The organism is Mycolicibacterium agri, from assembly GCF_002553505.1.
GTDB classification, from domain to species: domain Bacteria; phylum Actinomycetota; class Actinomycetes; order Mycobacteriales; family Mycobacteriaceae; genus Mycobacterium; species Mycobacterium agri.
Map to the genome: position 1 here is coordinate 1 of NZ_PDCP01000081.1, position 23,218 is coordinate 23,218.

Annotated in this window: 23 protein-coding genes; 10 read left to right on the top strand and 13 right to left on the bottom strand. The window is 67.3% G+C overall.

Features of this window, described 5'->3' with window-relative positions:
• Positions 1-255: IS30 family transposase (locus CQY20_RS27645; RefSeq protein ID WP_109789712.1), on the top strand; the 255-nt coding region annotated here is incomplete at its 5' end.
• A gap of 158 nt (positions 256-413) precedes the next feature.
• On the opposite strand, the gene pgl is transcribed toward CQY20_RS27645, so the two are convergent.
• From pgl to tkt, 5 genes are read right to left on the bottom strand one after another with little or no spacing between them, the layout of a single operon-like run.
• A complete protein-coding gene (gene pgl / locus CQY20_RS27650) occupies positions 414-1,160 on the bottom strand; it encodes a 6-phosphogluconolactonase (protein ID WP_234816444.1) in 747 nt (248 codons plus the stop codon).
• Positions 1,157-2,068, bottom strand: a complete 912-nt coding sequence (gene opcA, locus CQY20_RS27655) for a glucose-6-phosphate dehydrogenase assembly protein OpcA (protein ID WP_097943590.1) — start codon at positions 2,066-2,068, stop codon at positions 1,157-1,159. The genes pgl and opcA overlap by 4 nt, the downstream gene beginning before the upstream one ends.
• Positions 2,065-3,630 (bottom strand): glucose-6-phosphate dehydrogenase, encoded by a 1,566-nt coding sequence (zwf, locus tag CQY20_RS27660; RefSeq protein WP_097943566.1) that lies wholly within the window; start codon positions 3,628-3,630, stop codon positions 2,065-2,067. The genes opcA and zwf overlap by 4 nt, the downstream gene beginning before the upstream one ends.
• Entirely contained in the window at positions 3,627-4,748 is a 1,122-nt protein-coding gene (gene tal, locus CQY20_RS27665) for a transaldolase (RefSeq protein WP_097943568.1), read from the bottom strand. The genes zwf and tal overlap by 4 nt, the downstream gene beginning before the upstream one ends.
• A gap of 14 nt (positions 4,749-4,762) precedes the next feature.
• Positions 4,763-6,853 carry a transketolase gene (tkt, locus tag CQY20_RS27670; protein WP_097943570.1) on the bottom strand — a complete coding sequence of 697 codons (2,091 nt, stop codon included), beginning with the start codon at positions 6,851-6,853 and terminating at the stop codon, positions 4,763-4,765.
• 216 nt (positions 6,854-7,069) lie between these two features.
• On the opposite strand from tkt, the gene CQY20_RS27675 reads away from it, so the two are divergent.
• On the top strand, positions 7,070-7,996 hold the full coding sequence (locus tag CQY20_RS27675) for a heme o synthase (protein ID WP_097943591.1): 927 nt from the start codon (positions 7,070-7,072) through the stop codon (positions 7,994-7,996).
• Complete coding sequence (locus CQY20_RS27680) at positions 7,993-8,946, top strand: DUF1254 domain-containing protein (RefSeq protein WP_097943572.1); 954 nt, start codon at positions 7,993-7,995, stop codon at positions 8,944-8,946. The genes CQY20_RS27675 and CQY20_RS27680 overlap by 4 nt, the downstream gene beginning before the upstream one ends.
• Here the strand turns inward: CQY20_RS27680 and CQY20_RS27685 are convergent.
• Positions 8,943-9,914, bottom strand: coding sequence for a quinone oxidoreductase family protein (locus CQY20_RS27685; protein ID WP_097943593.1), 972 nt, complete (start codon positions 9,912-9,914; stop codon positions 8,943-8,945). The genes CQY20_RS27680 and CQY20_RS27685 overlap by 4 nt on opposite strands.
• 21 nt (positions 9,915-9,935) lie before the next feature.
• Between CQY20_RS27685 and CQY20_RS27690 the strand changes: the two genes are divergently transcribed.
• On the top strand, positions 9,936-10,874 hold the full coding sequence (locus CQY20_RS27690) for an ATP-grasp domain-containing protein (RefSeq protein WP_097943574.1): 939 nt from the start codon (positions 9,936-9,938) through the stop codon (positions 10,872-10,874).
• Here the strand turns inward: CQY20_RS27690 and CQY20_RS27695 are convergent.
• The 7 genes from CQY20_RS27695 to CQY20_RS27725 form a co-directional block, all read right to left on the bottom strand.
• On the bottom strand, positions 10,824-11,780 hold the full coding sequence (locus CQY20_RS27695; protein ID WP_097943576.1) for a COX15/CtaA family protein: 957 nt from the start codon (positions 11,778-11,780) through the stop codon (positions 10,824-10,826). The two genes, CQY20_RS27690 and CQY20_RS27695, sit on opposite strands and share 51 nt — an antisense overlap.
• A gap of 60 nt (positions 11,781-11,840) precedes the next feature.
• Positions 11,841-12,137: a TetR-like C-terminal domain-containing protein gene (locus CQY20_RS34585; RefSeq protein ID WP_133119143.1), complete on the bottom strand. Its 297-nt coding sequence runs from the start codon at positions 12,135-12,137 to the stop codon at positions 11,841-11,843.
• A gap of 41 nt (positions 12,138-12,178) precedes the next feature.
• A complete protein-coding gene (locus CQY20_RS34590; RefSeq protein ID WP_133119144.1) occupies positions 12,179-12,427 on the bottom strand; it encodes a hypothetical protein in 249 nt (82 codons plus the stop codon).
• A gap of 156 nt (positions 12,428-12,583) precedes the next feature.
• Positions 12,584-13,363 carry an ABC transporter permease gene (locus CQY20_RS27710; RefSeq protein ID WP_097943577.1) on the bottom strand — a complete coding sequence of 260 codons (780 nt, stop codon included), beginning with the start codon at positions 13,361-13,363 and terminating at the stop codon, positions 12,584-12,586.
• Positions 13,364-14,296 carry an ABC transporter ATP-binding protein gene (locus CQY20_RS27715; RefSeq protein WP_174814630.1) on the bottom strand — a complete coding sequence of 311 codons (933 nt, stop codon included), beginning with the start codon at positions 14,294-14,296 and terminating at the stop codon, positions 13,364-13,366. It abuts the gene before it with no gap.
• Complete coding sequence (gene mptB, locus CQY20_RS27720) at positions 14,293-16,014, bottom strand: polyprenol phosphomannose-dependent alpha 1,6 mannosyltransferase MptB (protein WP_163700294.1); 1,722 nt, start codon at positions 16,012-16,014, stop codon at positions 14,293-14,295. Before mptB ends, CQY20_RS27715 begins: the two co-directional genes overlap by 4 nt.
• 16 nt (positions 16,015-16,030) lie before the next feature.
• Positions 16,031-17,044 (bottom strand): NADP-dependent oxidoreductase, encoded by a 1,014-nt coding sequence (locus CQY20_RS27725; protein WP_097943581.1) that lies wholly within the window; start codon positions 17,042-17,044, stop codon positions 16,031-16,033.
• 163 nt (positions 17,045-17,207) lie between these two features.
• Here CQY20_RS27725 and CQY20_RS27730 point away from each other — a divergent pair, with 163 nt between their 5' ends.
• The 6 genes from CQY20_RS27730 to sufU are packed head-to-tail and all read left to right on the top strand — an operon-like array spanning position 17,208 to position 23,179.
• Positions 17,208-17,945, top strand: coding sequence for a helix-turn-helix transcriptional regulator (locus CQY20_RS27730; protein WP_097943583.1), 738 nt, complete (start codon positions 17,208-17,210; stop codon positions 17,943-17,945).
• Entirely contained in the window at positions 17,942-19,369 is a 1,428-nt protein-coding gene (gene sufB / locus CQY20_RS27735; protein WP_097943585.1) for a Fe-S cluster assembly protein SufB, read from the top strand. Before CQY20_RS27730 ends, sufB begins: the two co-directional genes overlap by 4 nt.
• Positions 19,366-20,598 carry a Fe-S cluster assembly protein SufD gene (gene sufD / locus CQY20_RS27740; protein ID WP_234816445.1) on the top strand — a complete coding sequence of 411 codons (1,233 nt, stop codon included), beginning with the start codon at positions 19,366-19,368 and terminating at the stop codon, positions 20,596-20,598. The genes sufB and sufD overlap by 4 nt, the downstream gene beginning before the upstream one ends.
• A complete protein-coding gene (sufC, locus tag CQY20_RS27745) occupies positions 20,595-21,371 on the top strand; it encodes a Fe-S cluster assembly ATPase SufC (RefSeq protein ID WP_097943587.1) in 777 nt (258 codons plus the stop codon). Before sufD ends, sufC begins: the two co-directional genes overlap by 4 nt.
• A gap of 23 nt (positions 21,372-21,394) precedes the next feature.
• Entirely contained in the window at positions 21,395-22,648 is a 1,254-nt protein-coding gene (locus tag CQY20_RS27750; protein ID WP_097943588.1) for a cysteine desulfurase, read from the top strand.
• Between the two features lie 9 nt (positions 22,649-22,657).
• Positions 22,658-23,179 carry a Fe-S cluster assembly sulfur transfer protein SufU gene (gene sufU / locus CQY20_RS27755; RefSeq protein ID WP_097943589.1) on the top strand — a complete coding sequence of 174 codons (522 nt, stop codon included), beginning with the start codon at positions 22,658-22,660 and terminating at the stop codon, positions 23,177-23,179.
• Positions 23,180-23,218 lie beyond the last annotated feature (39 nt).

Consider the following 23,218-nt stretch of genomic DNA (forward strand, 5'->3'; position numbering starts at 1 on the left):
GAGCTCGATATCTACTTCTGCGATCCGCACTCGCCATGGCAACGCGGCAGTAACGAGAACACCAACGGGCTGCTGCGCCAATACTTTGCTAAAGGCACCGACCTATCAGTGTTCCCGGCCGACTACCTCGACTACGTTGCCGCCCAACTCAACACCCGACCCCGCAAAACCCTCGGCTGGAAGAAACCCGCTGAAGTCCTCGACGAGCTACTCTCAAACCCGCCAAAACCACCCGCTGTTGCATCCACTGCCTGAAATCGCCAACCGTTGCCGCCGCATCAGCGTCTGATCGGCATGCAGCACACACAGTGTCAATGCGATCCGAGGGCAGCCCTCGCGACGGGCGCCGATGTCACCCACGCGACAGCCGATTACATCGCGGGATACGCCGAGGGGTTGGCAGACAGGAACGACTAGAGCTTGCTCGCGGCGTCCTCGTCGAGCAGCCACACCGTCGACTCGCGGCCCTTGGCCCCCGCGGCGGGCACGTCGTCGGGGTCGGCACCCCCGACCGCGGCGGCCACCGCATCGGCCTTCTCCGCGCCCGACACCACCAGCCACACCTGCCGCGAACGCGTAACCGCGGGCAGCGTCAAGGTGATTCGCCGTGGCGGCGGCTTGGGGGAGTCGGCCACACCGACCACCTGCCGACTGGTCTCCCGCACCGCGGCGCTGTGCGGGAACAGCGAGTTGATGTGGCCCTCGCCGCCCATGCCGAGCAGGTGGACATCGAAATCCGGTACAGGTTGCCCATCTTCGGCATTGGCGGCCAGCACGTGCTCGTAGGCCAGCGCGGCCGCGTCGAGGTCGTCGCCGAAGTCGCCGTCGCTGGCGGGCATCGCGTGGATGTTGGCCGCGGGGATGTCGACGTGGTCGAGCAGCGCTTCGCGGGCCTGCTTCTCGTTGCGCTCGTCGTCGTCGGTGGGCACGTAGCGTTCATCGCCCCAGAACACCCGCACCTTCGACCAGTCGATCGCCGCGCCGCTTTCCCGAACATGTTCGAGCAAGCCGATTCCGGTGCCGCCGCCGGTCAGCACGACCAGCGCCTGGCCCCTCGAGGAGATGGCGTCGTTGATGGCGCCGATGAGGCGGTCACCCGCCGCGGCGACGAGCGTCGCCTTGTCCGCATACTTCTCGACGATGGTGCTGGCTGTGCTCACACGTACTCCACTTTGTCGATCCCGGCGAGCGCCTGGAAGTAGATCTCGTCGGCGTCCAGGCGGCGCAGATCCTCGGCCAGACATTCCCTGGTGTCCCTGCGCGCCAACGGAATCAAGGCCTCCGGCCTGCTCGTGCGGGTCAGGGTGGCGGTCACCCCTGTCTGCGGACGGCTCAACGTCACCGTCTCACTGGGCCGGTGCAGTTCGACCTTCAGGTCGCCCACCACCCGCTGCACCTTGCCGTCGATCCGGCTGGCCAGCCAGCCCGCCAGGATGTCCAGCGCCGGCTCGGTTTTCAGGCCGGACACCAGCGCCGAGTCGATCGGCTCGAACGGGGGTTGGTCGAGCGCCGACGCCAGCAGCGCACGCCAGTACGTGATGCGGCTCCACGCGAGATCGGTGTCTCCCGCGGTGTAGCCCTTCAGCCTGCTCTTGATCGCCGCCAACGGGTCGGCGGTGTTGGTCGCATCGGTGATCCGCCGAATTGCCAACTGCCCCAACGGATCCTTGGCGGGCACCGCGGGAGCGCCGACCGGCCACCACGCCACCACCGGGGTGTCGGGCAGCAGGAAGGGCAGCACGACGCTGCTGGCGTGGTCGGCGATCTCACCGGAGAGCCGCAACACCACGACCTCGCCCGCGCCCGCGTCGGCGCCGACACGGATTTCGGCGTCCAGGCGCGGTTCGGCGGCGTCGCGGTCGACGGGCAGCACCGCGATCACCCGGCAGGGGTGCTCACGACTGGCGAAATTCGCCGCCTCGATCGACTCCTCGAGAGCCTCGTCGGTGTCGAGCGCGATGACCAGCGTCAGCACCCGGCCCATCGTGATCGCGCCGCCCTCTTCGCGCAGGCTGATGATCTTCTTGTTGATGTCGTTGGTCGTGGTGCCGGGCAAATTGATGATCACGGCCGCCTCCATTCCCGACCCATGCGGTGGATCATGTCGAACGCCGAATCCGGGCCCCACGTGCCCGATTCGTACGGGTCGGGCTTGCCGTGCTCAGCCCAGTGCTCCAGGACCGGATCGAGGATCTCCCACGACAATTCGACCTCGCGGTTGACCGGGAACAGCGACGGTTCGCCGAGCAGCATGTCCAGGATCAGCCGTTCGTAGGCCTCGGGCGAGTCCTCGGCGAACGCCGAACTGTAGGAGAAGTCCATGTTGACGTCGCGGACCTCCATCTGGCTGCCGGGCACCTTGGAGCCGAACCGCAGCGTGATGCCCTCGTCGGGTTGTACCCGCAGCACCAACGCGTTCTTGCCGAGTTCCTCGGTCATCGTCGTGTCGAACGGCAGGTGCGGCGCTCGCTTGAACACCAGAGCGATCTCGGTGACCCTGCGGCCCAACCGCTTTCCGGTGCGCAGGAAGAACGGCACACCAGCCCAGCGCCTGGTGTCCACCTCGAGCGCGATGGCGGCGAAGGTCTCGGTAATCGAGTCCTTCGAGAAGCCCTCCTCCTCCAGCAGCCCCGGGACCTTCTCGCTGCCCTGCCAGCCCGCGGTGTACTGGCCGCGCGCGGTGGTCTGGTCCAGCGGCAGCATGGGCTGGGTCGCCGACAACACCTTGATCTTCTCGGCCTGCAATTCGTGCGGGCTGAAGTTGACCGGCTCCTCCATGGCGGTCAGCGCCATCAACTGCAGCAGGTGGTTCTGGATCACGTCGCGTGCCGCGCCGACACCGTCGTAGTAGCCGGCGCGTCCGCCGAGCCCGATGTCCTCGGCCATCGTGATCTGCACGTGGTCGACGTAATTGTTGTTCCACACCGGCTCGTACAGTTCGTTGGCGAAGCGCAGCGCCAAGATGTTCTGCACGGTCTCCTTGCCGAGATAGTGGTCGATACGGAAGACCGACTCCTCGGGAAACACGCTGTTGACGACGGCGTTGAGCTCCTGGGCGCTCTGCAGGTCGTGGCCGAACGGCTTCTCGATCACCACCCGGCTCCAGCGGTCCTGCTGCGGCCGGGCCAGCCCGGTCTTCTGCAGCTGCTCGCACACCGTCTGGAACGCCTTAGGCGGAATCGACAGGTAGAACGCATGGTTGCCGCCGGTCCCGCGCTCGGCGTCGAGCTTCTCCAGCGTCTCGGCCAGCCGCCCGAACGACTTCTCGTCGTCGAAGGTGCCCTGTACGAACCGGATTCCCTCGGCGAGCCGGTCCCACACCTCCTGGCGATACGGCGTGCGGGCGTGCTGGCGCACCGCCTCGCAGACCAGCTTGCCGAAATCCTCGTCGGCCCAGTCTCTTCGGGCGAATCCGACCAGCGCGAAGTTGGCGGGCAGCAGCCCCCGGTTCGCCAGGTCGTAGATTGCTGGCATCAACTTCTTGCGCGCCAGATCCCCGGTGACGCCGAAGATCACCACCCCGCACGGGCCCGGGATGCGGGGCATGCGCTTGTCACGCTTGTCCCGCAACGGGTTTCGCCAGCCGGCGGGGGCGGCGGTGATCTCGACAGAAGTGTTCTGCGGGCTCATTTCTTCGCGGCGTCGAGCTGCGCCTTGGTCTCTTCGATCAATTCGAGCCACGAAGCTTTGAACTTCTGCACGCCTTCGTCTTCGAGCACCCGGAAGACGTCGGGCAGGTCGATGCCGACCGCGGCCAGCTTGTCGAAGACCTCCTGCGCCGCGCCCGCGGTGCCGGTGACGGTGTCGCCGCGGATCACGCCGTGATCGGCGACGGCCTCGATGGTCTTCTCCGGCATGGTGTTCACCGTGTTCGGTGCCACCAACTCGGTGACATACAGGGTGTCGGAGTAGTCCGGGTTCTTCACGCCGGTGGAGGCCCACAGCGGACGCTGCACCCGGGCGCCGTCGGCCTTGAGGGCCTCAAAGCGCTTTCCGCCGACGAACACCTCCTCGTAGGCGGCGTAGGCGAGCCGGGCGTTGGCGACACCGGCCTGACCGCGCAGGGCCAACGCTTCGTCGGTGCCGATCTTGTCCAGCCGCTTGTCGATCTCGGTGTCGACGCGAGACACGAAGAACGATGCGACCGAATGGATCTTGGACAGGTCGTGGCCGGCCTCCTTGGCCTTCTCCAGCCCGGCGAGGTAGGCGTCCATCACCATGCGGTGCCGCTCGACCGAGAAGATCAGCGTGACGTTCACCGAAATGCCCTCGGCGATGACGGAAGTGATCGCGGGCAGGCCTTCCATGGTGGCCGGGATCTTGATCAACAGGTTCGGCCGGTCGACGATCTTCCACAGCTCGATGGCCTGCAGGATCGTCTTGTCGGTGTCGTTGGCCAGCCGCGGGTCTACCTCGATGGACACCCGGCCGTCGACGCCGTCGGAGGCTTCCCACTGCGGCCGCAGCACGTCGCACGCGTTACGCACGTCGTCGGTGGTGACGGTGCGGATCGCGGCGTCCACGTCGGCACCGCGCTCGGCCAGCTCCCGCAGCTGGGCGTCGTACGCACTGCCCTTCGACATCGCGGTCTGGAAGATCGTCGGGTTGGTGGTCACCCCGACGACGCTGCGGGTGTCGATCAGCTGCTGGAGGTTGCCGGTGTTCAACCGGTCGCGCGATAGGTCATCCAGCCAGACGGACACGCCTGCCGCAGACAGCGCGGCGAGGTTGGCATTGGTCTCGGTCATCTGTCTTGCCTTTCTCAGTTGTCGAGTGATCGCTCCGCGGCGGCCACGACGGCTTCGGGTGTGAACCCGAACTCGCGGAACAGGGTCTTGTAGTCGGCCGATTCGCCGTAGTGCTCGATCGAGACGATCTCTCCGGTGTCGCCGACGAGCTTGTACCAGCTCTGCGCGACGGCCGCTTCGACGGCGACGCGTGCCGAAACCGACGGCGGCAGCACGCTGTCGCGGTACTCGACGGGCTGGGATTCGAACCATTCAACGCATGGCATCGACACCACGGTGGCGGTGATGTCCTTGTCCGCCAGGATCTTCTGCGCCTCAACCGCGAGTTGAAGCTCGGAGCCGGTGGCGATCAGGACGACGTCGGGATCCTCCTCAGGAGTCCCGCCGAGCACGTAGCCGCCGCGGGCGACACCGTCGGGGTCGGTGCCTTCGAGCACCGGAATGGCCTGGCGGGTCAGGATGAACCCGACCGGTCCGCTGCCATTGCCGCGGGCCAGGATGCTGCGCCAGGCGTAGGCCGTCTCGTTGGGGTCGCCCGGGCGGACGATCGAGAGGTTCGGGATGGCCCGCAGCGCCGCCAGATGCTCGATGGGCTGGTGTGTGGGGCCGTCCTCGCCGAGACCGATCGAATCGTGGGTCCAGACGTAGATGGTGTCGATGTCCATCAACGACGCGAGCCGGACCGCCGGCCGCATGTAGTCGGAGAACTGCAGGAAGGTGCCGCCGAACGCGCGGGTCGGCCCGTGCAGCACGATGCCGGACAGGATGGCGCCCATCGCGTGCTCGCGCACACCGAAGTGCAGCACCCGGCCGTACCAGTCGGCGGTGAACTCCTTGGTCGAAATCGACGGAGGACCAAAGGAGTTCACGCCCTTGATGGTGGTGTTGTTGCTGCCCGCCAGGTCGGCGGAGCCGCCCCACAGCTCGGGCAGGTGGGGCGCGACGTCGTTGAGCACTTGGCCGAACGCGGCGCGGGTGGCCACCGGCTTGGAGCCGGGTTCCCAGCGGGTCAGGTTGGCGTCCCAGCCCTCGGGCAGTTCCTGCGCCAGCAGCCGGTCGAGCAGCTTCTTGCGTTCCGGCTCGCGTTCGGCCCACGCGTCGAAGTCGGTCTGCCACTTGGCGTGTGCTTCCTTGCCACGGTCGACCAGCTTGCGGGTGTGGGCGAGGACCTCGTCGCGGACCTCGAACGACTTCTCGGGGTCGAAGCCGAGGATCTTCTTGACGGCGGCAACCTCTTCGGCACCCAGGTCGGCGCCGTGGGCTTTCCCGGTGTTCATCAGGTTCGGCGCCGGATAGCCGATGACGGTGCGCAGCGCGATGAACGACGGCTTGTCGGTGACGGCCTTGGCCTGTTCGATGGCCTCGAGGATGCCGGCGACGTTCTCGCCGCCTTCGACCTCCTGCACGTGCCAGCCGTAGGCGCGGTAGCGGGCGGCGGTGTCCTCGCTCAGGGCGATGTTGGTGTCGTCCTCGATCGAGATCTGGTTGTGGTCGTAGAACACGATCAGGTTGCCCAGCTGCTGGGTGCCCGCGATCGAGGAGGCCTCCGAGGTGACGCCCTCTTCGATGTCGCCGTCAGAGGCGATGACGTAGATGTGGTGGTCGAACGGGCTGGTGCCCGGCGCGGCGTCGGGGTCGAACAGGCCGCGCTCGTAGCGGGACGCCATCGCCATGCCGACCGCCGAGGCCAGGCCCTGGCCGAGCGGTCCGGTGGTGATCTCCACGCCTTTGGTGTGGCGGAACTCCGGGTGGCCGGGCGTCTTGCTCTTCCAGGTGCGCAGCGCCTCGAGGTCGGACAGCTCGAGCCCGAAACCGCCGAGGTAGAGCTGAATGTAGAGAGTCAGGCTGCTGTGACCGGCCGACAGCACGAAACGGTCGCGGCCCAGCCAGTGCACGTCGTTGGGGTCATGGCGCATCACCCGCTGAAACAGCGTGTACGCCAGCGGCGCCAGGCTCATCGCCGTACCGGGGTGACCGTTGCCCACCTTGTGCACGGCATCCGCCGCCAGCACACGCACGGTGTCGACCGCGGCGGTGTCGAGGTCGGTCCAGTCGTCGGGGTGGTTGGGGCGAGTAAGGGCCGAGATTTCTTCGACGGTTGTCACCAGTTGACTCCTTGGGTCGGCGAGCCTGGTCCGTGTCTACCCTAGTGCGACGGCGGCAATCGTCGCAGGCTGCGTCGCACATCGCGGGCTGATCTTTCGTGCACGCCACCCAGCTAGGAGTTCTGCCGCCCTGCGGTCTACCATCGTCTGTAGTAGAAGGACGCGGCTGCCGCGGATTCAAGGAGTTATTTGGTGACCACTCGGGAGCGCGCCGCGCTGCACGATCGGTCGCTGGTCGAGCGGCTCCGGCGGCAGCTGAGCGCGACCCTCGTCGGCTACGTCGCATTGACGAAACCGCGGGTCATCGAGCTTTTGCTGGTGACGACGATCCCGGCGATGCTGCTGGCCGACCGCGGCACTGTGAATCCGCTGTTGATCTTCAACACGTTGGTGGGTGGCCTGCTGGCCGCTGCGGGCGCCAACACGCTGAACTGCGTGGCCGACGCCGACATCGACAAGAAGATGAAGCGCACCGAGCGGCGGCCGCTGGCGCGCGACAGCGTGCCGCGCAGCCATGCGCTGATCTTCGGGTTGGCGCTGTCGGTCGCGTCGTTCTTCTGGCTGTGGTGGACGACGAACATGCTGTCCGCGCATCTGGCGGGCGCGACGATCGCGTTCTACGTGCTGGTCTACACGCTGCTGCTGAAGCGGCGCACGTCGCAGAACGTGGTGTGGGGCGGCGCGGCCGGCTGCATGCCGGTGATGATCGGCTGGTCGGCGGTCACCGGCACCATCCAATGGCCTGCGCTGGTGATGTTCGCGATCATCTTCTTCTGGACGCCGCCGCACACCTGGGCGCTGGCGATGCGCTACAAGGAGGACTACCGCGCGGCCGGCGTGCCGATGCTGCCCGCGGTGGCCACCGAGCGGCAGGTGACCAAGCAGATCCTCGTCTACACGTGGCTGACGGTGCTGACGACCCTGGCGCTGGCATTGGCCACCGGCTGGCTGTACGCGTCGGTGGCGCTGGTGGCGGGCACGTGGTTCCTGGCGATGGCACACCAGCTCTACGCCGGCGTGCGCCGCGGCGAGCCGGTCAAGCCGCTGCGGCTGTTTTTGCAGTCGAACAACTACCTGGCCGTGGTGTTCTGCGCGCTGGCCATCGACTCCGCGTTGAACCTGCCGACTCTGTTCTCGGTGTGAGCGTTCCTGTAGCGGTCAGCACGGACAATTTCGTCCACGCCGAAAGCGACCTCTATTTCGGCAACATCGTCAACAACGGCGGGTTCGCCAAGTTCTTTCACATCCGCGAACTGGCACCCATCGACCACCAGCTGGTCATCCGGTCCAACCGGGACACGCTGTACTCGGCGGCGGTGTTCGACCTCGATGCGGGCCCTGTGACGATCACCCTGCCCGGCCCGGGTGACCGGTTCCTGTCGATGCAGGTGATCGACGAGGACCACTACACCCACCAGGTGGCCTACGGTGCGGGTCAACACACCCTGACCCGCGACCGGATCGGCACCCGCTACGTCGCCACCCCTGTGCGCATCCTCGTCGACCCCAACGATCCCGCCGATCTCTCCGCGGTACACGCGCTGCAGGACGCCATAACGGTGCAGCAGGACGACACCGGGTCGTTCGAGGTGCCCAACTGGGATCCGGTGAGCCAGAAGACGGTTCGCGATGCGCTGGTGACGTTGGCAGGCGCTCTGCCGGACACCAAGCGGATGTTCGGCACGCGGGAGGACGTCGATCCGATCCGCCATCTGATCGGGTCGGCCAACGCCTGGGGTGGCAACCCGGAACGGGACGCGCTGTATCTCACCGTCGTGCCACCTCGCAACGACGGCGTCACCGTGCACCGGCTGACCGTCGGCGAGGTCCCGGTGGACGGATTCTGGTCCGTCACCGTCTACAACAAGGACGGCTACTTCTCGCCGAACCCGCAGAACGCCTATTCGGTCAACAACGTCACCGCGCGACAAGGCACGGACGGCAACACCACCATCCTGTTCGGCGGCTGCGACGGCGACAAACCGAACTGTCTGCCCATCACCGAAGGCTGGAACTACACCGTCCGGCTGTACCGGCCCCGTCGGCAGATCCTCGACGGGTCATGGACGTTCCCCCGGGCCGAACCGGTCTAGGGCACCAGCACGACCGAGCCGACCGTCTTGCGGTCCTGCAGATCGCGGTGGGCCTTCTCGGCGTGCTCAAGCGGATAGCGTTCACTGACCATGACGTTGATGGTTCCCGCGGCGATCGCGTCCAGCAATTCACCTGCGCGCCAGGAGAATTCGTCGGATGAACGCGTGTAGTGCGCGAGCGTGGGTCTGGTCAGAAACACCGAACCGGCCGCGTTGAGCCGCTGCGGGTCGAACGGCGGGACCGGCCCGCTGGACGCGCCGAACAGCGCGAGCATGCCCCGCACCGCCAGGCTGGCCAGGCTCGCGTCGAACGTGGCGGCGCCAACGCCGTCGTAGACCGCCGCGACACCGCCGTCGGTCAGTTGCTTGATCTTGGCGCCGAACTCCTCGGGATCCTCGGGGTAGTCGAGCACCTCGGCCGCCCCCGCTTGCCGGGACAGTTCCGCCTTCTCCGGCGTCGACACCGTCGTGATCACCCGGGCGGCCATGCTGGTGGCCCACTGGGTCAGGATCAGGCCGACTCCGCCCGCACCGGCGTGCACCAGGATGCTGTCGCCCTGCTGCACCGCGTACACCGACTTCAACAGGTAGTGCGCCGTCATCCCCTTCAGCAGCGACGCGGCCGCCACGTCAGGGCTCACGCCTTCGGGTACATAGGCGCAGAAATCCGCCGGCGCCGTGCAGAATTCGGCATATGAACCGTTGGCCTGCGCGGTGACCACCCGGTCGCCCGCCGAGAGTGCTGCCACATCGTCGCCGACGGCCTCGACCGTGCCGCACACCTCCAGACCCGGGATGAACGGCGTGGGGCGCGGATACAGCCCCGACCGGAAATACGTGTCGATGAAGTTGATGCCGATCGCCTCAGCCTTGATCAGGACTTCACCCGGCCCGGGGGAGGGCGTCGGCCTCTCGACGTAGGTCAGGACCTCGGGCCCACCGGTTTCTGCGACTTCAATGGCTTGCATGGTGACTATCATCCCTACGTCATGAAACTTGCGCGGCCGGACATCCGCCATCCTCGCATCGTGCTCGCCGGCTGCCCAGCGCTGCCGGAGGGCGATGGCGACGATGCCGAACTCGTCGGGGCCCTGCGCGAGCGCGGACTGCACGCCCGCTGGCTGTCGTGGGACGACCAGGAGACGCTGTCGGCCGACCTCGTCATCCTGCGGGCGACCTGGGACTACATCGACCGCCTCGACGAGTTTCTGGCCTGGACCACCAGGGTCCGCAATCTGCTGAATCCGCCTGCGGTCGTCGGGTGGAACACCGACAAGCGTTATCTCGCCGACCTGGCCGACGCCGGTGTGCCGACGGTGCCGAGCAGTTTCTTCGCGCCCGGCGAGCGGGTCCGCGTGCCGAAGGGCGAGGTGGTGGTCAAGCCGTCGATCGGAGCCGGATCGGTCGGCGCGCAACGCTTTACCGACGCGCAGGCCGCGCGCGAGCATGCCGCTGCGCTGCAGGACGCCGGAAAAACCGTGCTCATCCAGCCGTACGACGCAAGGGTGGAGGACGGCGAGACGGCGCTGGTATTCCTGGTCGGCGAGCAGTCGCATGCCTTCACCAAGGCCGCCATCCTGCCGCCCGCCGGCCAGCGCCCGGTGTTCGACCCCTCCGGCACCTACGCCGAGGAGACGCTCACACCCGCCGAACCCGACTTCGAGCTGTGGGACGTCGGGCACGCCGCGCTCGAGGCGGCGGCCGCACGGCTGAACATCAATGCCACCGATCTGCTGTACGCGCGCGTCGACCTGATCGGCGGCCCCGACCGCCCGGTACTGCTCGAACTGGAACTTGTGGAGCCGTCACTGGGCTGGCGCCAGCTGGACCGCGCGACCCGCGACCTGGCGCAGCGCAAGTTCGCGATCGGCGTGCAGTCAGCCCTTGACCGGCTCGGGCTTGGCCCGTTCTCGCATCGACGCCCATAGCGCCGAGGTGGCCGCGGTGCACGCGGCCGCGCCCGCAACGTGAATCGCCACCAGCGCGGCGGGCACACCGGTGTAGAACTGCACCGCGCCGACCAGGCCCTGCGCCAGCACGAACACCAGAAGTACGCCAAGGCGCAGGAACACCGGTCGCGGCGCACGCACCGCCGCCAGCGCGAAGGCGAGCGCGACGAGCAGTGAGAGGTAGGCCACCAGCAGCGAGGTGTGCACATGCACCAGCGTGGTGACCTCCACCTCGAGCCGCGGAACGATGCGTTCGGTGCTTTTGTCGCCCGCGTGCGGGCCCGCGCCGGTGACCAGCGTGCCGCTGACGAGCTGGGCGGCAAGCACCACCGCGGTCAGAATCGTCAACTGCCGCAACGGTTTCGGTACGCGCGGTGTCGGCACACCGTCATCGGGCTGGCCGATCTTCACGAACAGCAGCACGGCGAGCCACACCATGGCCATCGAGACGAGCAGGTGGATCGCGACCGTCCACCAGAGCAGCCCGGTCAACACCGTGATGCCGCCGATCACCGCCTGCATGACGGTGGACGCGGGCATCAGCCACGCATAGACGAGAACCTCGCGACGTCGGCGGGCGCGGGTGACGGCCAGCACCGCGAGCGCGGCGGTCACCACCACCAGGAAGGTGATCATCCGGTTGCCGAATTCGACCGCCTGGTGGATGCCGGGCACTTCGGCGTGCGGCACGGGGGTGAAGCTGCCCGGAAAGCACTGCGGCCAGGTGGGGCAGCCGAGGCCGGATGCGGTGACCCGGACGATCGCCCCCGTCACGGCGATGCCCGCTTGCGTCAGGACGACCGCGGCAGCGATGAGGCGCTGCGTTCGCAAGCTGGGCAGTGGCAGCACGTCCACCAGCCGCAGCAAAAACCGTCCGAGGGGCACGGCCCGATCGTAGAGGATCGCAACTACAGGCCGTAGTAGCGCAGGTGGGCCAGCTACAACTCACCCCCGCAGTGAGACGAACGGCACCAGCACGTCGTCGACGAGCGCCACGATGAGGTCGTCGGTGATGGGATTGCCGGTCACCAGAAGCCGGTGCCACAGCACGCTCTGGCCGAGTTCCCTGGCGATCTCGACGGGCACGTCGGGCCGCACGTCGCCGCGCTCGATCCGCTCCGCCCGCTCGAGACGGCCGCCGTCCGCTTCGCCGACGCGCCGCACCACCGGCGCCGGCTGACGATCGATCACGCGCCGCTGCGCGGCGTCACGCCCGCGATGCTGCTCGACTGGTTCACCCATCTGGGCGGCACGATTCGCTACGGCGACCAGATCATCGACCGCTACCTGGCCTGGCACCCGATCGACCACGTCGCGTGGGAACTGGCACGCTCGGCGCCGTCCGGCGGCGCGGCCGAGGGGGCGCGCTTCCGGATGTCGAGGCGTTCGGCGGCAGGCCGGAATAGCGGATCGACGAAATCGCCCGCGTCGAGAAACTCGACGAGACGGGCATTCGGCTGGTCAAGCGCGTAGCCGGCGTTGTCGTCGTCCAACTCGAACACACCTGGTCGGCAGGCGCCGACGGCGCGCATTACGTCACCGTGTTGGACCTCGGCGCCCGCTCGGCGCTGATGTCACCGGTCAATAGGCTTGTCGCGCACCGCTTTCCAGAAGACAAGCTGCGGGCATGGGTGAAACACAACATCGAGGAAGTGGGCCAGCTCGAGTACCTGCTGCCGCAGCTGGCCTCAGGTGAACCGGAACCAGCGCAGTGCGCACAGTGCTGAGACCCCACCCCACACCGCGAGCACGGCCACACCGAACCAGTCGACCGACAGCGACATCGCCTGCGTCAGCGCCTCGGTCAAGGCGCCCGACGGGGTTAGCCGCGCGGCCCACCGCACGGCTTCCGGCACGACCTGACCCTCCAGCGTCAGCGCGCCGAGCCCGGCGAACACGAACCACAGCAGGTTGGCGACGGCCAGCACGATCTCGGCGCGCAGCGTGCCGCCGAGCAGCAAGCCCATCGCCGCGAAACCGGCCGTTCCCAGCGCGATGATCACCGCCCCGAGCACCAGCCCGCCGATGTGGGGTCGCCAGCCCAGCGCAATGCCGATGGCGCCCAACACGATCGACTGCAGAAACACCACCGCGACCACGGCGAGCGATTTGCCCGCGATGATGCCCCACACCGGCAGCGCGGTCGCGCCGATCCGCTTGAGCGCGCCGTAGCGGCGGTCGAACGCCACGGCGATCGCCTGCCCGGTGAACGCCGTGGAGATCACCGCCAGCGCCATGATCGCCGGCACGAACGTCGCCGCCCGATTGGGCCCGAACTCCCCGAACGGCAGAAGCGTCAACCCGATCAGCAGTGTGATGGGAATGAACAGCGTCAGCAGCAGTTGTTCGCCGTTGCGCAACAACAACTTCAGTTCGAGACCGAACTGCGCGGTGAGCATTTTCGGCACCGACGCAGGTCGGGGATCGGGACGAAACGTCCCTGGCGCGAAGCGATTCGTCGTGCTCATCTACGGCCTCAACTCCCGCCCGGTCAGATCCAGAAACACGTCTTCCAGGCTGCGCTGCTCCACCCGCATGTCGGTGGCCAACACGTTGAGCCGGGCACACCACGCCGTCACCGTCGCCAGCACCTGCGGGTCGATATGCCCCTCCACCAGATACTCGCCGGGTGAGGTCTCGGTGGCCTTGTAGCTTTCCGGCAGCGCCGAGATCAGAAGCGACAGATCCAACATTCGCGGGGCCTTGAACCGCAGCTGGTTCTCCGCGCCGCTGCGCATCAGTTCGGCAGGGGTCCCGCTGGCGACGGCCACGCCGTGATCGATGATCACCAACCGGTCGGCGAGTTCCTCGGCCTCGGTCAGCTGGTGGGTGGTCAGCACCACGGTGACGCCGTCGCTGCGCAGCGCATCGATCAGCTCCCACACCACGATTCGCGCGTGTGCGTCCATGCCCGCGGTCGGCTCGTCGAGGAAGACCAGTTCGGGGCGGCCGACGACCGCGCACGCCAGCGCCAGCCGCTGCTGTTGTCCACCTGACAGCCGCCGATACGTGGTCTTGGCCGCCTCGGTCAGCCCGAGGGTCTCCATCAGCCACTGCGGGTCCAGCGGGTTGGCGCTGTAGGCCGCAACGAGTTTGAGCATCTCGCCGGCCTGCGCGGCCGGGTACGCGCCGCCGCCCTGCAACATGACCCCGATGCGCTCGCGCACGCGGGCGTTGTCGGTGAACGGGTTGAGGCCGAGGATCTCGATGCTGCCCGCGTCCGGCTTGATGAAGCCCTCGCACATCTCCACCGTCGTGGTCTTGCCTGCGCCGTTGGGGCCAAGCAGCGCCAACACCTCGGCGGAGTGCACCTCAAGGTCCAGATCCTTGACCGCGGTCGTCGACCCGTACCGCTTGCACACCCCACGCAGGCGCACGGGCGTGTCGGAACCGGAGGTCACGGTGATTCAGCGTAAGCGTCGGCCGTCGCGGCCCGGGGGCACGGTAGCGAAGGCTCCACCCGCACCGGCCGCGGTAGGGGTGCGACGTCGGTCTGGGGGCCGGGATCCGGCAGCTTCCGCCACGGCAGTTGGTAATAGGTGATCGCGATGAGCGCCGCGACGACCACCGTGCTCGCCGCGGTCGCGAGCAGGATCTGAAAGACCGTGAACCGGTCGCCGTTGGCGGTCGGGCCGAAGACCCCGACGACGAAGGTCACCACGATCGCGGTGGTGCGGAACGAACGCCGAGTGGCCCACGCCGCCAACGGGATCACCGCCCACAGCAGGTACCACGGCTGCACCACGGGGAAGAGCAGAACCGTCATGCCGAGCGCGACACCGAGTCCGCCGATCGGGTGCAGCCGCCCCCGCAGCACCGCGAGAAGCAGCCACGTCACGACGATCGAGATGATGAACACGCCGATGCCGCGGGTCAGGCCGAGCACCGCGGTGGTGTGATCGCCCAGCCCCAGCAGGATGCCCACCTGGCCGGTCCCGAGCGCCAACAGCGTCGGCAGCGACATCCAGCTGCGGACGACGTTGGCGGTGCCCAGCGTGAACAGCCAGCCGAAGCCCAGCCCGCTGGCCCAGCCGATCACCGCCATCACCGCGATCGACACCGCGGTCAACGATCCGCCTGCGATGAAGAACGCCTTGACCGTGCCGCCCCACCGGCACGCCAGCGCCATCGCGACGAAGCCCAGCGCCAGCAGGCCCGGCAGCTTGACCTGTGACGACATGGTGATCAGCACGACGCCGAGCAGCAGCATCGCCATCGGCCACCAGCGCGCCCAGTCGTCGCGAGATCTCGGCCACACGAACGGCTTCGGCAGCAGGGGCCCGTTGGCGTACACGCCGCGCAACGCGAACTCGGTGCCCGCCAGCATCAGACCCAGCATCAGCGCCTCGTTGTGGATGCCCGCCACCAGATGCATGATCAGCAGCGGGTTGGCCGCCCCCAGCCACAACGCGCTCACCTCGGCGACACCGCAGCGCCGCGCGAGCCGCGGAACGGCCCACACGATCAGCGCGACGCCGAGCAACACCAGTATTCGGTGGCACAGCACCGCGAAGACGATGTTCTCGCCGGTGAGCGCCGAAACCCCTTGGCCTATCCATAAAAACAGCGGACCGTACGGCGCGGGTGTCTCGCGCCACATGGTCGGCACCGACAGCGTGAACACGTGCTCGAGGCCGAGGCCGGTCGCGGGCCCGACCTTGTACGGGTCGAGGCCGTTGATCGCGATCTCGCTCTGCGCCAGATAGGAGTACACGTCGCGGCTGTACATCGGCGGCGCGATGAGCAACGGCAGCACCCACAACAAGAGGGTGCGGTCCAACTGGCTGCGGCTCATCCGCCGCTCACCCAGCGCGAAGCGGCCCAGCATCAGCCACGCCAGCGCCATCATCACCGCGCCGGTGGTGGTCATCGTCAGCGAGACGGTCTGGATGCGCGACGGCAGGTTGAGCAGCCGTACGCCGAACGTCGGATCCTGCACGACGGGCCGGGCGCCGACGCCGAGCGCGCCGATCGCCATCACCACCGTGCCGGTAGCCCCGAACAGGCGCGTGCGGCGTACCGCGATCAGTTCGGCGTCGTTGAGGGGCGAACCGACGGTCCGTTCATCCCCATGCCAGCCGGCAATCGAGGTGGAGAGAGACCATAGGCGCGCAGCCATCAGTGCAGCGTAACCATCAGAGCTTGACGATCACCTTGCCGGTGTTGCCGCCGGTGAACAACAAGTTCAGCGCGTCGGGAGCGTTCTCGAGGCCGTCGACGATGTGCTCAGACGACTTGATCTTGCCCTCGGCGATCCAGCCCGCCATCTCGAGTTGCGCCTCGGGGAAGCGGTCGAGGTAGTCCAGGATGATGAAGCCCTCCATGCGGCCACGCTGAAGCAGCAGGTTCAGGTAGTTGCTCGGGCCTGGTGGCGGCTCGTCGCTGTTGTAGGTCGAGATCGCCCCGCACAGCACGACGCGGCCGCGCATCGCCAGGTTGGCCAGGCAGTCGTTGAGGATCGAGCCGCCGACGTTGTCGAAGTACAGGTCGATGCCGTCCGGGCAGGCCTCGCGCAGACGCCTGGCGACGTTGTCGCTCTTGTAGTCGATCGCCTCGTCGAAGCCCAGCTCGTCGACGATGTAGCCGCATTTCTCGGCGCCGCCGGCGATGCCGACGACCTTCTTCGCGCCCTTGATCTTGGCGATCTGGCCCACCGTGGAGCCTGTCGCGCCCGCCGCGCCGGAGACGATGACCACGTCGCCTTCCTTGACCCCGCCGACGTCGATCAGGCCGAAGTAGGCGGTCATGCCCGTGACGCCCAGGATGCCGATGGCCGCGGTCGGGGAGACCCCCTCGGGCAACACCTGCATGGCTGATTCTGAGCCGTCGATGACCACGTACTCCTGCCAGCCGGTCATGCCGAACACCAGCTGACCCGGCCGGTAGGCGTCGGTGCGGCTCTCGACGATCTCGCCGACGCCGCCGCTGCGGATCACCTCGCCGAGCTGGATGGGCGGCAGGTACCCGGGGACATCGTCCATCCAGGTGCGGATCGTCGGGTCGATGGACAGATAACCGACTTTGACCAGGGCTTGGCCGTCCTTCAGGTCGGAAAAAGGCACCTGCTCGGTTTCCAGTCGCGTGGTCTGCTCGTCGACCATGCCGGACGGTCGCTCGGCTAGGACAATGCGTCGGTTTTGTAGGCTCACGCGTCCGATTCTCTCGCGAAGCCACCTCGCGAAACGGAATCTGGGCAGCGAAAGTGCGAGTAAGGGCCTGCGTGGATGCCGTTTCGCGGAGGTATGTGGGAGCACCTGGGAGATAAGGATCACCTTGCTTTACCGGGTTTCTTAATTCCGTCACAATGGTGTTGTGAAATTCGGTCCGGATGCCGCTGGCAATGATCGCCACACGCGTGGCGCCATCGTCCAGCTGTTGCTGGAGGCCGGACCGATCACAGCAGGTGAGATCGGCGAGCGGCTCGGCATCTCCGCCGCGGGTGTGCGCAGGCATCTGGATGCTTTGATCGAGGCCGGCGACGCGCAGTCGAGCGCGGCGGCGTCCTGGCAGCACAACGGCCGCGGCAGGCCGGCGCGACGCTACCGGTTGACCGCTGCGGGGCGCGCCAAGCTGGGCCACGCCTACGACGACCTCGCCGCGGCGGCCATGCGTCAGCTGCGTGAGATCGGCGGCGACGACGCCGTCAAGACCTTCGCCCGGCGCCGGATCGACAGCATCCTGGCGGGAGTAACCGAGGGCCCTGACGACGTTGAAGCAACTGTCGGTCGCATGGCGAACGCGTTGACCAACGCCGGTTACGCTGCCACCACAACCGAGGTGAGCGGCCCGATCCACGGCATCGAGCTCTGCCAGCATCACTGCCCGGTGTCGCACGTCGCCGAGGAGTTCCCGGAGTTGTGCGAGGCCGAACGGGAAGCGTTCGCCGAGGTGCTCGGCACCCACGTGCAGCGGCTCGCCACGATCGTCAACGGCGACTGCGCGTGCACGACGCACGTCCCACTGCACGTACCGGGCAGCCAGGACCAGCCCACACTTCGGCGCACAGCCCGCGCCGAAGCCACCACGACCACACAAGGAGCGTCCACATGACGACCACGCCAGAAGTCTTGACCCAGGAACAGACCATCGAGTCGCTGGGTCGCTACGGCTATGGCTGGGCGGACCCGGACGAGGCAGGCGCCGCCGCGCAGCGCGGTCTGTCGGAAGCGGTGGTGCGCGACATCTCCGCGAAGAAGAACGAGCCCGAATGGATGCTCAACATCCGGCTCAAGGCGCTTCGCACGTTCGAGAAGAAGCCGATGCCGAAGTGGGGCTCCAACCTCGAGGGCATCGACTTCGACAACATCAAGTACTTCGTGCGCTCGACGGAGAAGCAGGCCGCGTCCTGGGATGACCTGCCCGAAGACATCCGCAACACCTACGACAGGCTGGGCATCCCCGAGGCGGAGAAGCAGCGCCTTGTCGCAGGCGTGGCCGCGCAGTACGAGTCCGAGGTGGTCTACCACCAGATCCGCGAGGACCTGGAGAGCCAGGGCGTCATCTTCCTCGACACCGACACCGGCCTGCGCGAGCATCCGGAGATCTTCAAGCAGTACTTCGGCACGGTGATCCCGGCGGGCGACAACAAGTTCTCCGCGCTCAACACCGCGGTGTGGTCGGGCGGTTCGTTCATCTACGTGCCGCCGGGCGTGCACGTCGACATCCCGCTGCAGGCCTACTTCCGGATCAACACCGAGAACATGGGCCAGTTCGAGCGGACGCTGATCATCGTCGACGAGGGCGCCTACGTGCACTACGTCGAGGGCTGCACCGCGCCGATCTACAAGAGCGACTCGCTGCACTCCGCGGTGGTCGAGATCATCGTCAAGCCCGGTGGCCGTTGCCGCTACACGACCATTCAGAACTGGTCGAACAACGTCTACAACCTGGTCACCAAGCGCGCCCGCGCCGAGGCCGGGGCCACCATGGAGTGGGTCGACGGCAACATCGGCTCGAAGGTCACGATGAAGTACCCCGCCGTGTGGATGACCGGCGAGCACGCCAAGGGCGAGGTGCTGTCGGTGGCGTTCGCGGGCGAGGGCCAGCATCAGGACACCGGCGCCAAGATGCTGCACCTGGCGCCCAATACGAGCAGCAACATCGTCTCCAAGTCGGTGGCCCGCGGTGGCGGCCGCGCGTCCTACCGCGGCCTGGTCCAGGTCAACAAGGGTGCGCACGGATCGCGCTCCAGCGTCAAATGCGATGCGCTGCTGGTCGATACGATCAGCCGCTCCGACACCTACCCCTACGTCGACATCCGCGAGGACGACGTGACGATGGGCCACGAGGCCACCGTGTCCAAGGTCAGCGAGGATCAGCTGTTCTATCTGATGAGCCGCGGCCTCACCGAGGACGAGGCGATGGCGATGGTGGTGCGCGGCTTCGTCGAGCCGATCGCCAAGGAACTGCCGATGGAGTACGCGCTGGAGCTCAACCGCCTGATCGAGCTGCAGATGGAAGGCGCGGTCGGGTGAGCGGGGCGAGCGAAGCGACGGGATTGAGTAGGGCAGAGAACCTGACAACGGCCGTCGAAGGTACGACCGCGGGCTCGGCGCTCAACAAGGGCGAGATCTTCACCTCGTTCGACGTCAACGCCTTCGAGGTGCCCGGTGGCCGCGACGAGATCTGGCGGTTCACGCCGCTCAAGCGGCTGCGCGGCCTGCACGACGGCTCCGCGGCCGCGACCGGATCCGCCACCATCGAGGTGTCGGCGTGCGAGGGTGTCACCGTCGAGACGGTGCAGCGCGGCGACGAGCGTCTCGGCGAAGCCGGTGCCCCCGCTGATCGCGTTGCCGCGCAAGCGTTCTCGTCGTTCGACAACGCCACGATCGTCACCGTCGGCAAAGGCGTGGTGTGCGAGGATCCGATCGAGATCGTCGTGACCGGCCCCGGCGAAGGAGCCACTGCCTACGGACACCTGCAGGTGCGGGTCGGTGAACTCGGCGAGGCCGTCGTGATCATCGACCAGCGCGGCAGCGGAACCTACGCCGACAACATCGAATTCGTCGTCGGCGACGCCGCCACGCTCAAGGTGGTGTCGATCGCGGACTGGGCCGACGACACGGTGAACGTCAGCATGCATCACGCGGCACTCGGTAAGGACGCCGTGCTGCGTCACGTCGCGGTCACCCTCGGCGGCGACGTCGTGCGGATGACGGGGCGGGTGCGCTTCGGCGCACCGGGCGGCGACGCCGAGCTGCTCGGCCTGTACTTCGCCGACGACGGGCAGCACTTCGAATCCCGGCTGCTGGTCGACCACGCCGAGCCGCACTGCCGCTCGCATGTCACGTACAAGGGTGCGCTACAAGGCGATCCGGACTCGTCGAGACCCGACACCCACACCGTGTGGGTCGGCGACGTGCTGATCCGTGCCGCGGCCACTGGAACCGACACCTTCGAGACGAACCGCAATTTGGTGCTGACCGACGGCGCCCGCGCCGACTCGGTGCCCAACCTCGAAATCGAAACCGGTGAGATCGCCGGCGCCGGCCACGCAAGCGCCACGGGGCGATTCGACGACGAACAGCTGTTCTATCTGCAGGCGCGCGGCATCCCCGAAGATCAGGCGCGGCGGCTGATCGTGCGCGGTTTCTTCGGCGAAATCATCCAGAAAATCACGGTGCCCGCCGTTCGCGAGCGGTTGACCGACGCCATCGAACACGAGCTCGCGCTCACCGAGACCCTGCAAGGAAGCCACGAATGACCACACTGGAAATCAAAGACCTGCACGTCAGCGTCGCGGCCACCGACGCGACCGACGAGATCCCGATCCTCAAGGGCGTCGATCTCACGGTGAAGTCGGGGGAGACGCATGCGCTGATGGGGCCCAACGGCTCCGGCAAGTCGACGCTGTCGTATGCGATCGCCGGCCACCCGAAGTACACGGTGACCTCGGGCTCGATCACCCTCGACGGCCAGGACGTGCTGGAGATGACCGTCGACGAGCGGGCCCGCGCCGGCCTGTTCTTGGCCATGCAGTACCCGGTCGAGGTGCCCGGTGTGTCGATGTCGAACTTCCTGCGCACCGCGGCCACCGCCGTGCGCGGTGAGGCGCCGAAGCTGCGGCACTGGGTCAAGGAGGTCAAGGCCGCGATGGACGACCTCGACATCGACCCGTCGTTCTCCGAACGCAGTGTCAACGAAGGCTTTTCCGGCGGCGAGAAGAAGCGCCACGAGATCCTTCAGCTGTCGCTTCTCAAGCCCAAGATCGCGATCCTCGACGAGACCGACTCCGGGCTGGACGTCGACGCGCTGCGTGTCGTCAGTGACGGCGTGAATCGATACGCGCAGGAGACCAACGGGGGTGTCCTGTTGATCACGCACTACACCCGCATCCTGCGCTACATCCAGCCGCAGTTCGTGCACGTCTTCGTCGGTGGCCGCATCGCCGAGTCCGGTGGACCCGAGCTTGCCGACGAGCTGGAGGAAAACGGTTACGTCCGGTTCACCCAGCAGGCGGCCGCCGCGTCGTCCTGACTGGACTCACGGGAGCATCTCTGATGACCGCATCCGCCAGCACTTTTGACATCGCGAGGATCCGGGCCGACTTCCCGATCCTCAAACGCGTGATGCGCGGCGGAAGCCAGTTGGCGTATCTGGATTCGGGAGCGACCTCGCAGCGGCCGGTTCAGGTCCTCGACGCCGAACGCGACTTCCTCGTCACCTCCAACGGCGCCGTGCACCGCGGCGCGCACCAGCTGATGGAGGAGTCCACCGACGCATACGAGCAGGGTCGCGCCGACATCGCCGCGTTCGTCGGCGCCGACCCGAACGAGTTGGTGTTCACCAAGAACGCCACCGAGGCCATCAACCTCGTCGCATACGTGTTGGGCGACAAGCGCTTCGACCGCGCGGTCGGCCCCGGCGACGTCATCGTCACCACCGAGCTGGAGCACCACGCCAACCTGGTGCCGTGGCAGGAGTTGGCGCGCCGCACGGGCGCGACGCTGAAGTGGTATTCGGTGGACCACGAGGGCCGCATCGACCTCGACTCGCTGGAACTGGACCGCAGCGTCAAGGTGGTGGCGTTCAGTCATCACTCCAACGTCACCGGCGCGGTGGCACCGGTCGAGCAGTTCGTGCGGCGGGCGCAGGCCGTCGGCGCGCTGACGGTGCTCGACGCCTGCCAGTCGGTGCCGCACCAGCCCGTCGACTTCCACGCGCTCGGCGTCGACTACGCCGCGTTCTCGGGCCATAAGATGTTGGGTCCCAACGGCATCGGTGTGCTCTACGGCCGCGGCGAGCTTCTGGACGCGATGCCACCGTTCATCACCGGCGGTTCGATGATCGAGACGGTCACCATGGCGGAGACCACCTATGCGCCTGCGCCGCAACGGTTCGAGGCAGGCACGCCGATGACGTCGCAAGTCGTCGGCCTGGCTGCGGCCGCACGCTATCTCAGCGCCATCGGAATGGAGGCCGTCGAGGCGCACGAGGCCGAGTTGGTCGCCGCCGCACTGGAAGGCTTGTCCACCGTCCCCGGTGTCCGGATCGTGGGGCCGACATCGCTGGTCGGCCGCGGGTCGCCGGTCAGCTTCGTCGTCGACGGCGTCCACGCGCACGACGTCGGCCAGATCCTCGACGACGACGGTGTGGCCGTGCGCGTCGGGCACCACTGCGCGTGGCCGCTGCACCGCAAGTTCGGCATCGCGGCGACGGCGAGAGCCTCATTCGCGCTGTACAACACGGCCGACGAGGTGGACCGGTTGGTGGCAGGCGTCAAGCGCGCCGTCGAATTCTTCGGCAGGGACTGAGGTTTCGCCGTGCGTATGGAGCAGATGTATCAGGAAGTGATCCTCGATCACTACAAGCACCCGCACCACCGCGGGCTGCGTGAGCCGTTCGGCGCCGAGGTGCATCACGTCAACCCCACGTGCGGCGACGAGGTCACGCTGCGTGTGTCGCTGTCCGACGACGGCGAGCACGTGGCTGACGTGTCCTACGACGGGCAGGGCTGCTCGATCAGCCAGGCTTCGACCTCCGTGCTCACCGATTTGGTGATCGGCCAGAACGTCGGTGACGCGTTGAAGACGGTCGCGGCGTTCAACGAGATGATCTCGTCCCGCGGCACCATCGAAGGCGATGAGGATGTGCTCGGCGACGGCATTGCTTTCGCCGGGGTGGCCAAGTACCCGGCGCGGATCAAATGTGCGTTGCTGGGGTGGACGGCGTTCAAGGCCGCGCTGGCGGAGGCCAGCGCATCAGATGGAGCGGTCGCGCAAGCTGGCGCAGGTTTCACTACAGAGGAGATTCTCAATGACGTTGTCAAGCGGCCGCAGCAGTAGTTGTGGGCTGGTAGACGGCGTGGTCGCGGAGCATTGCCC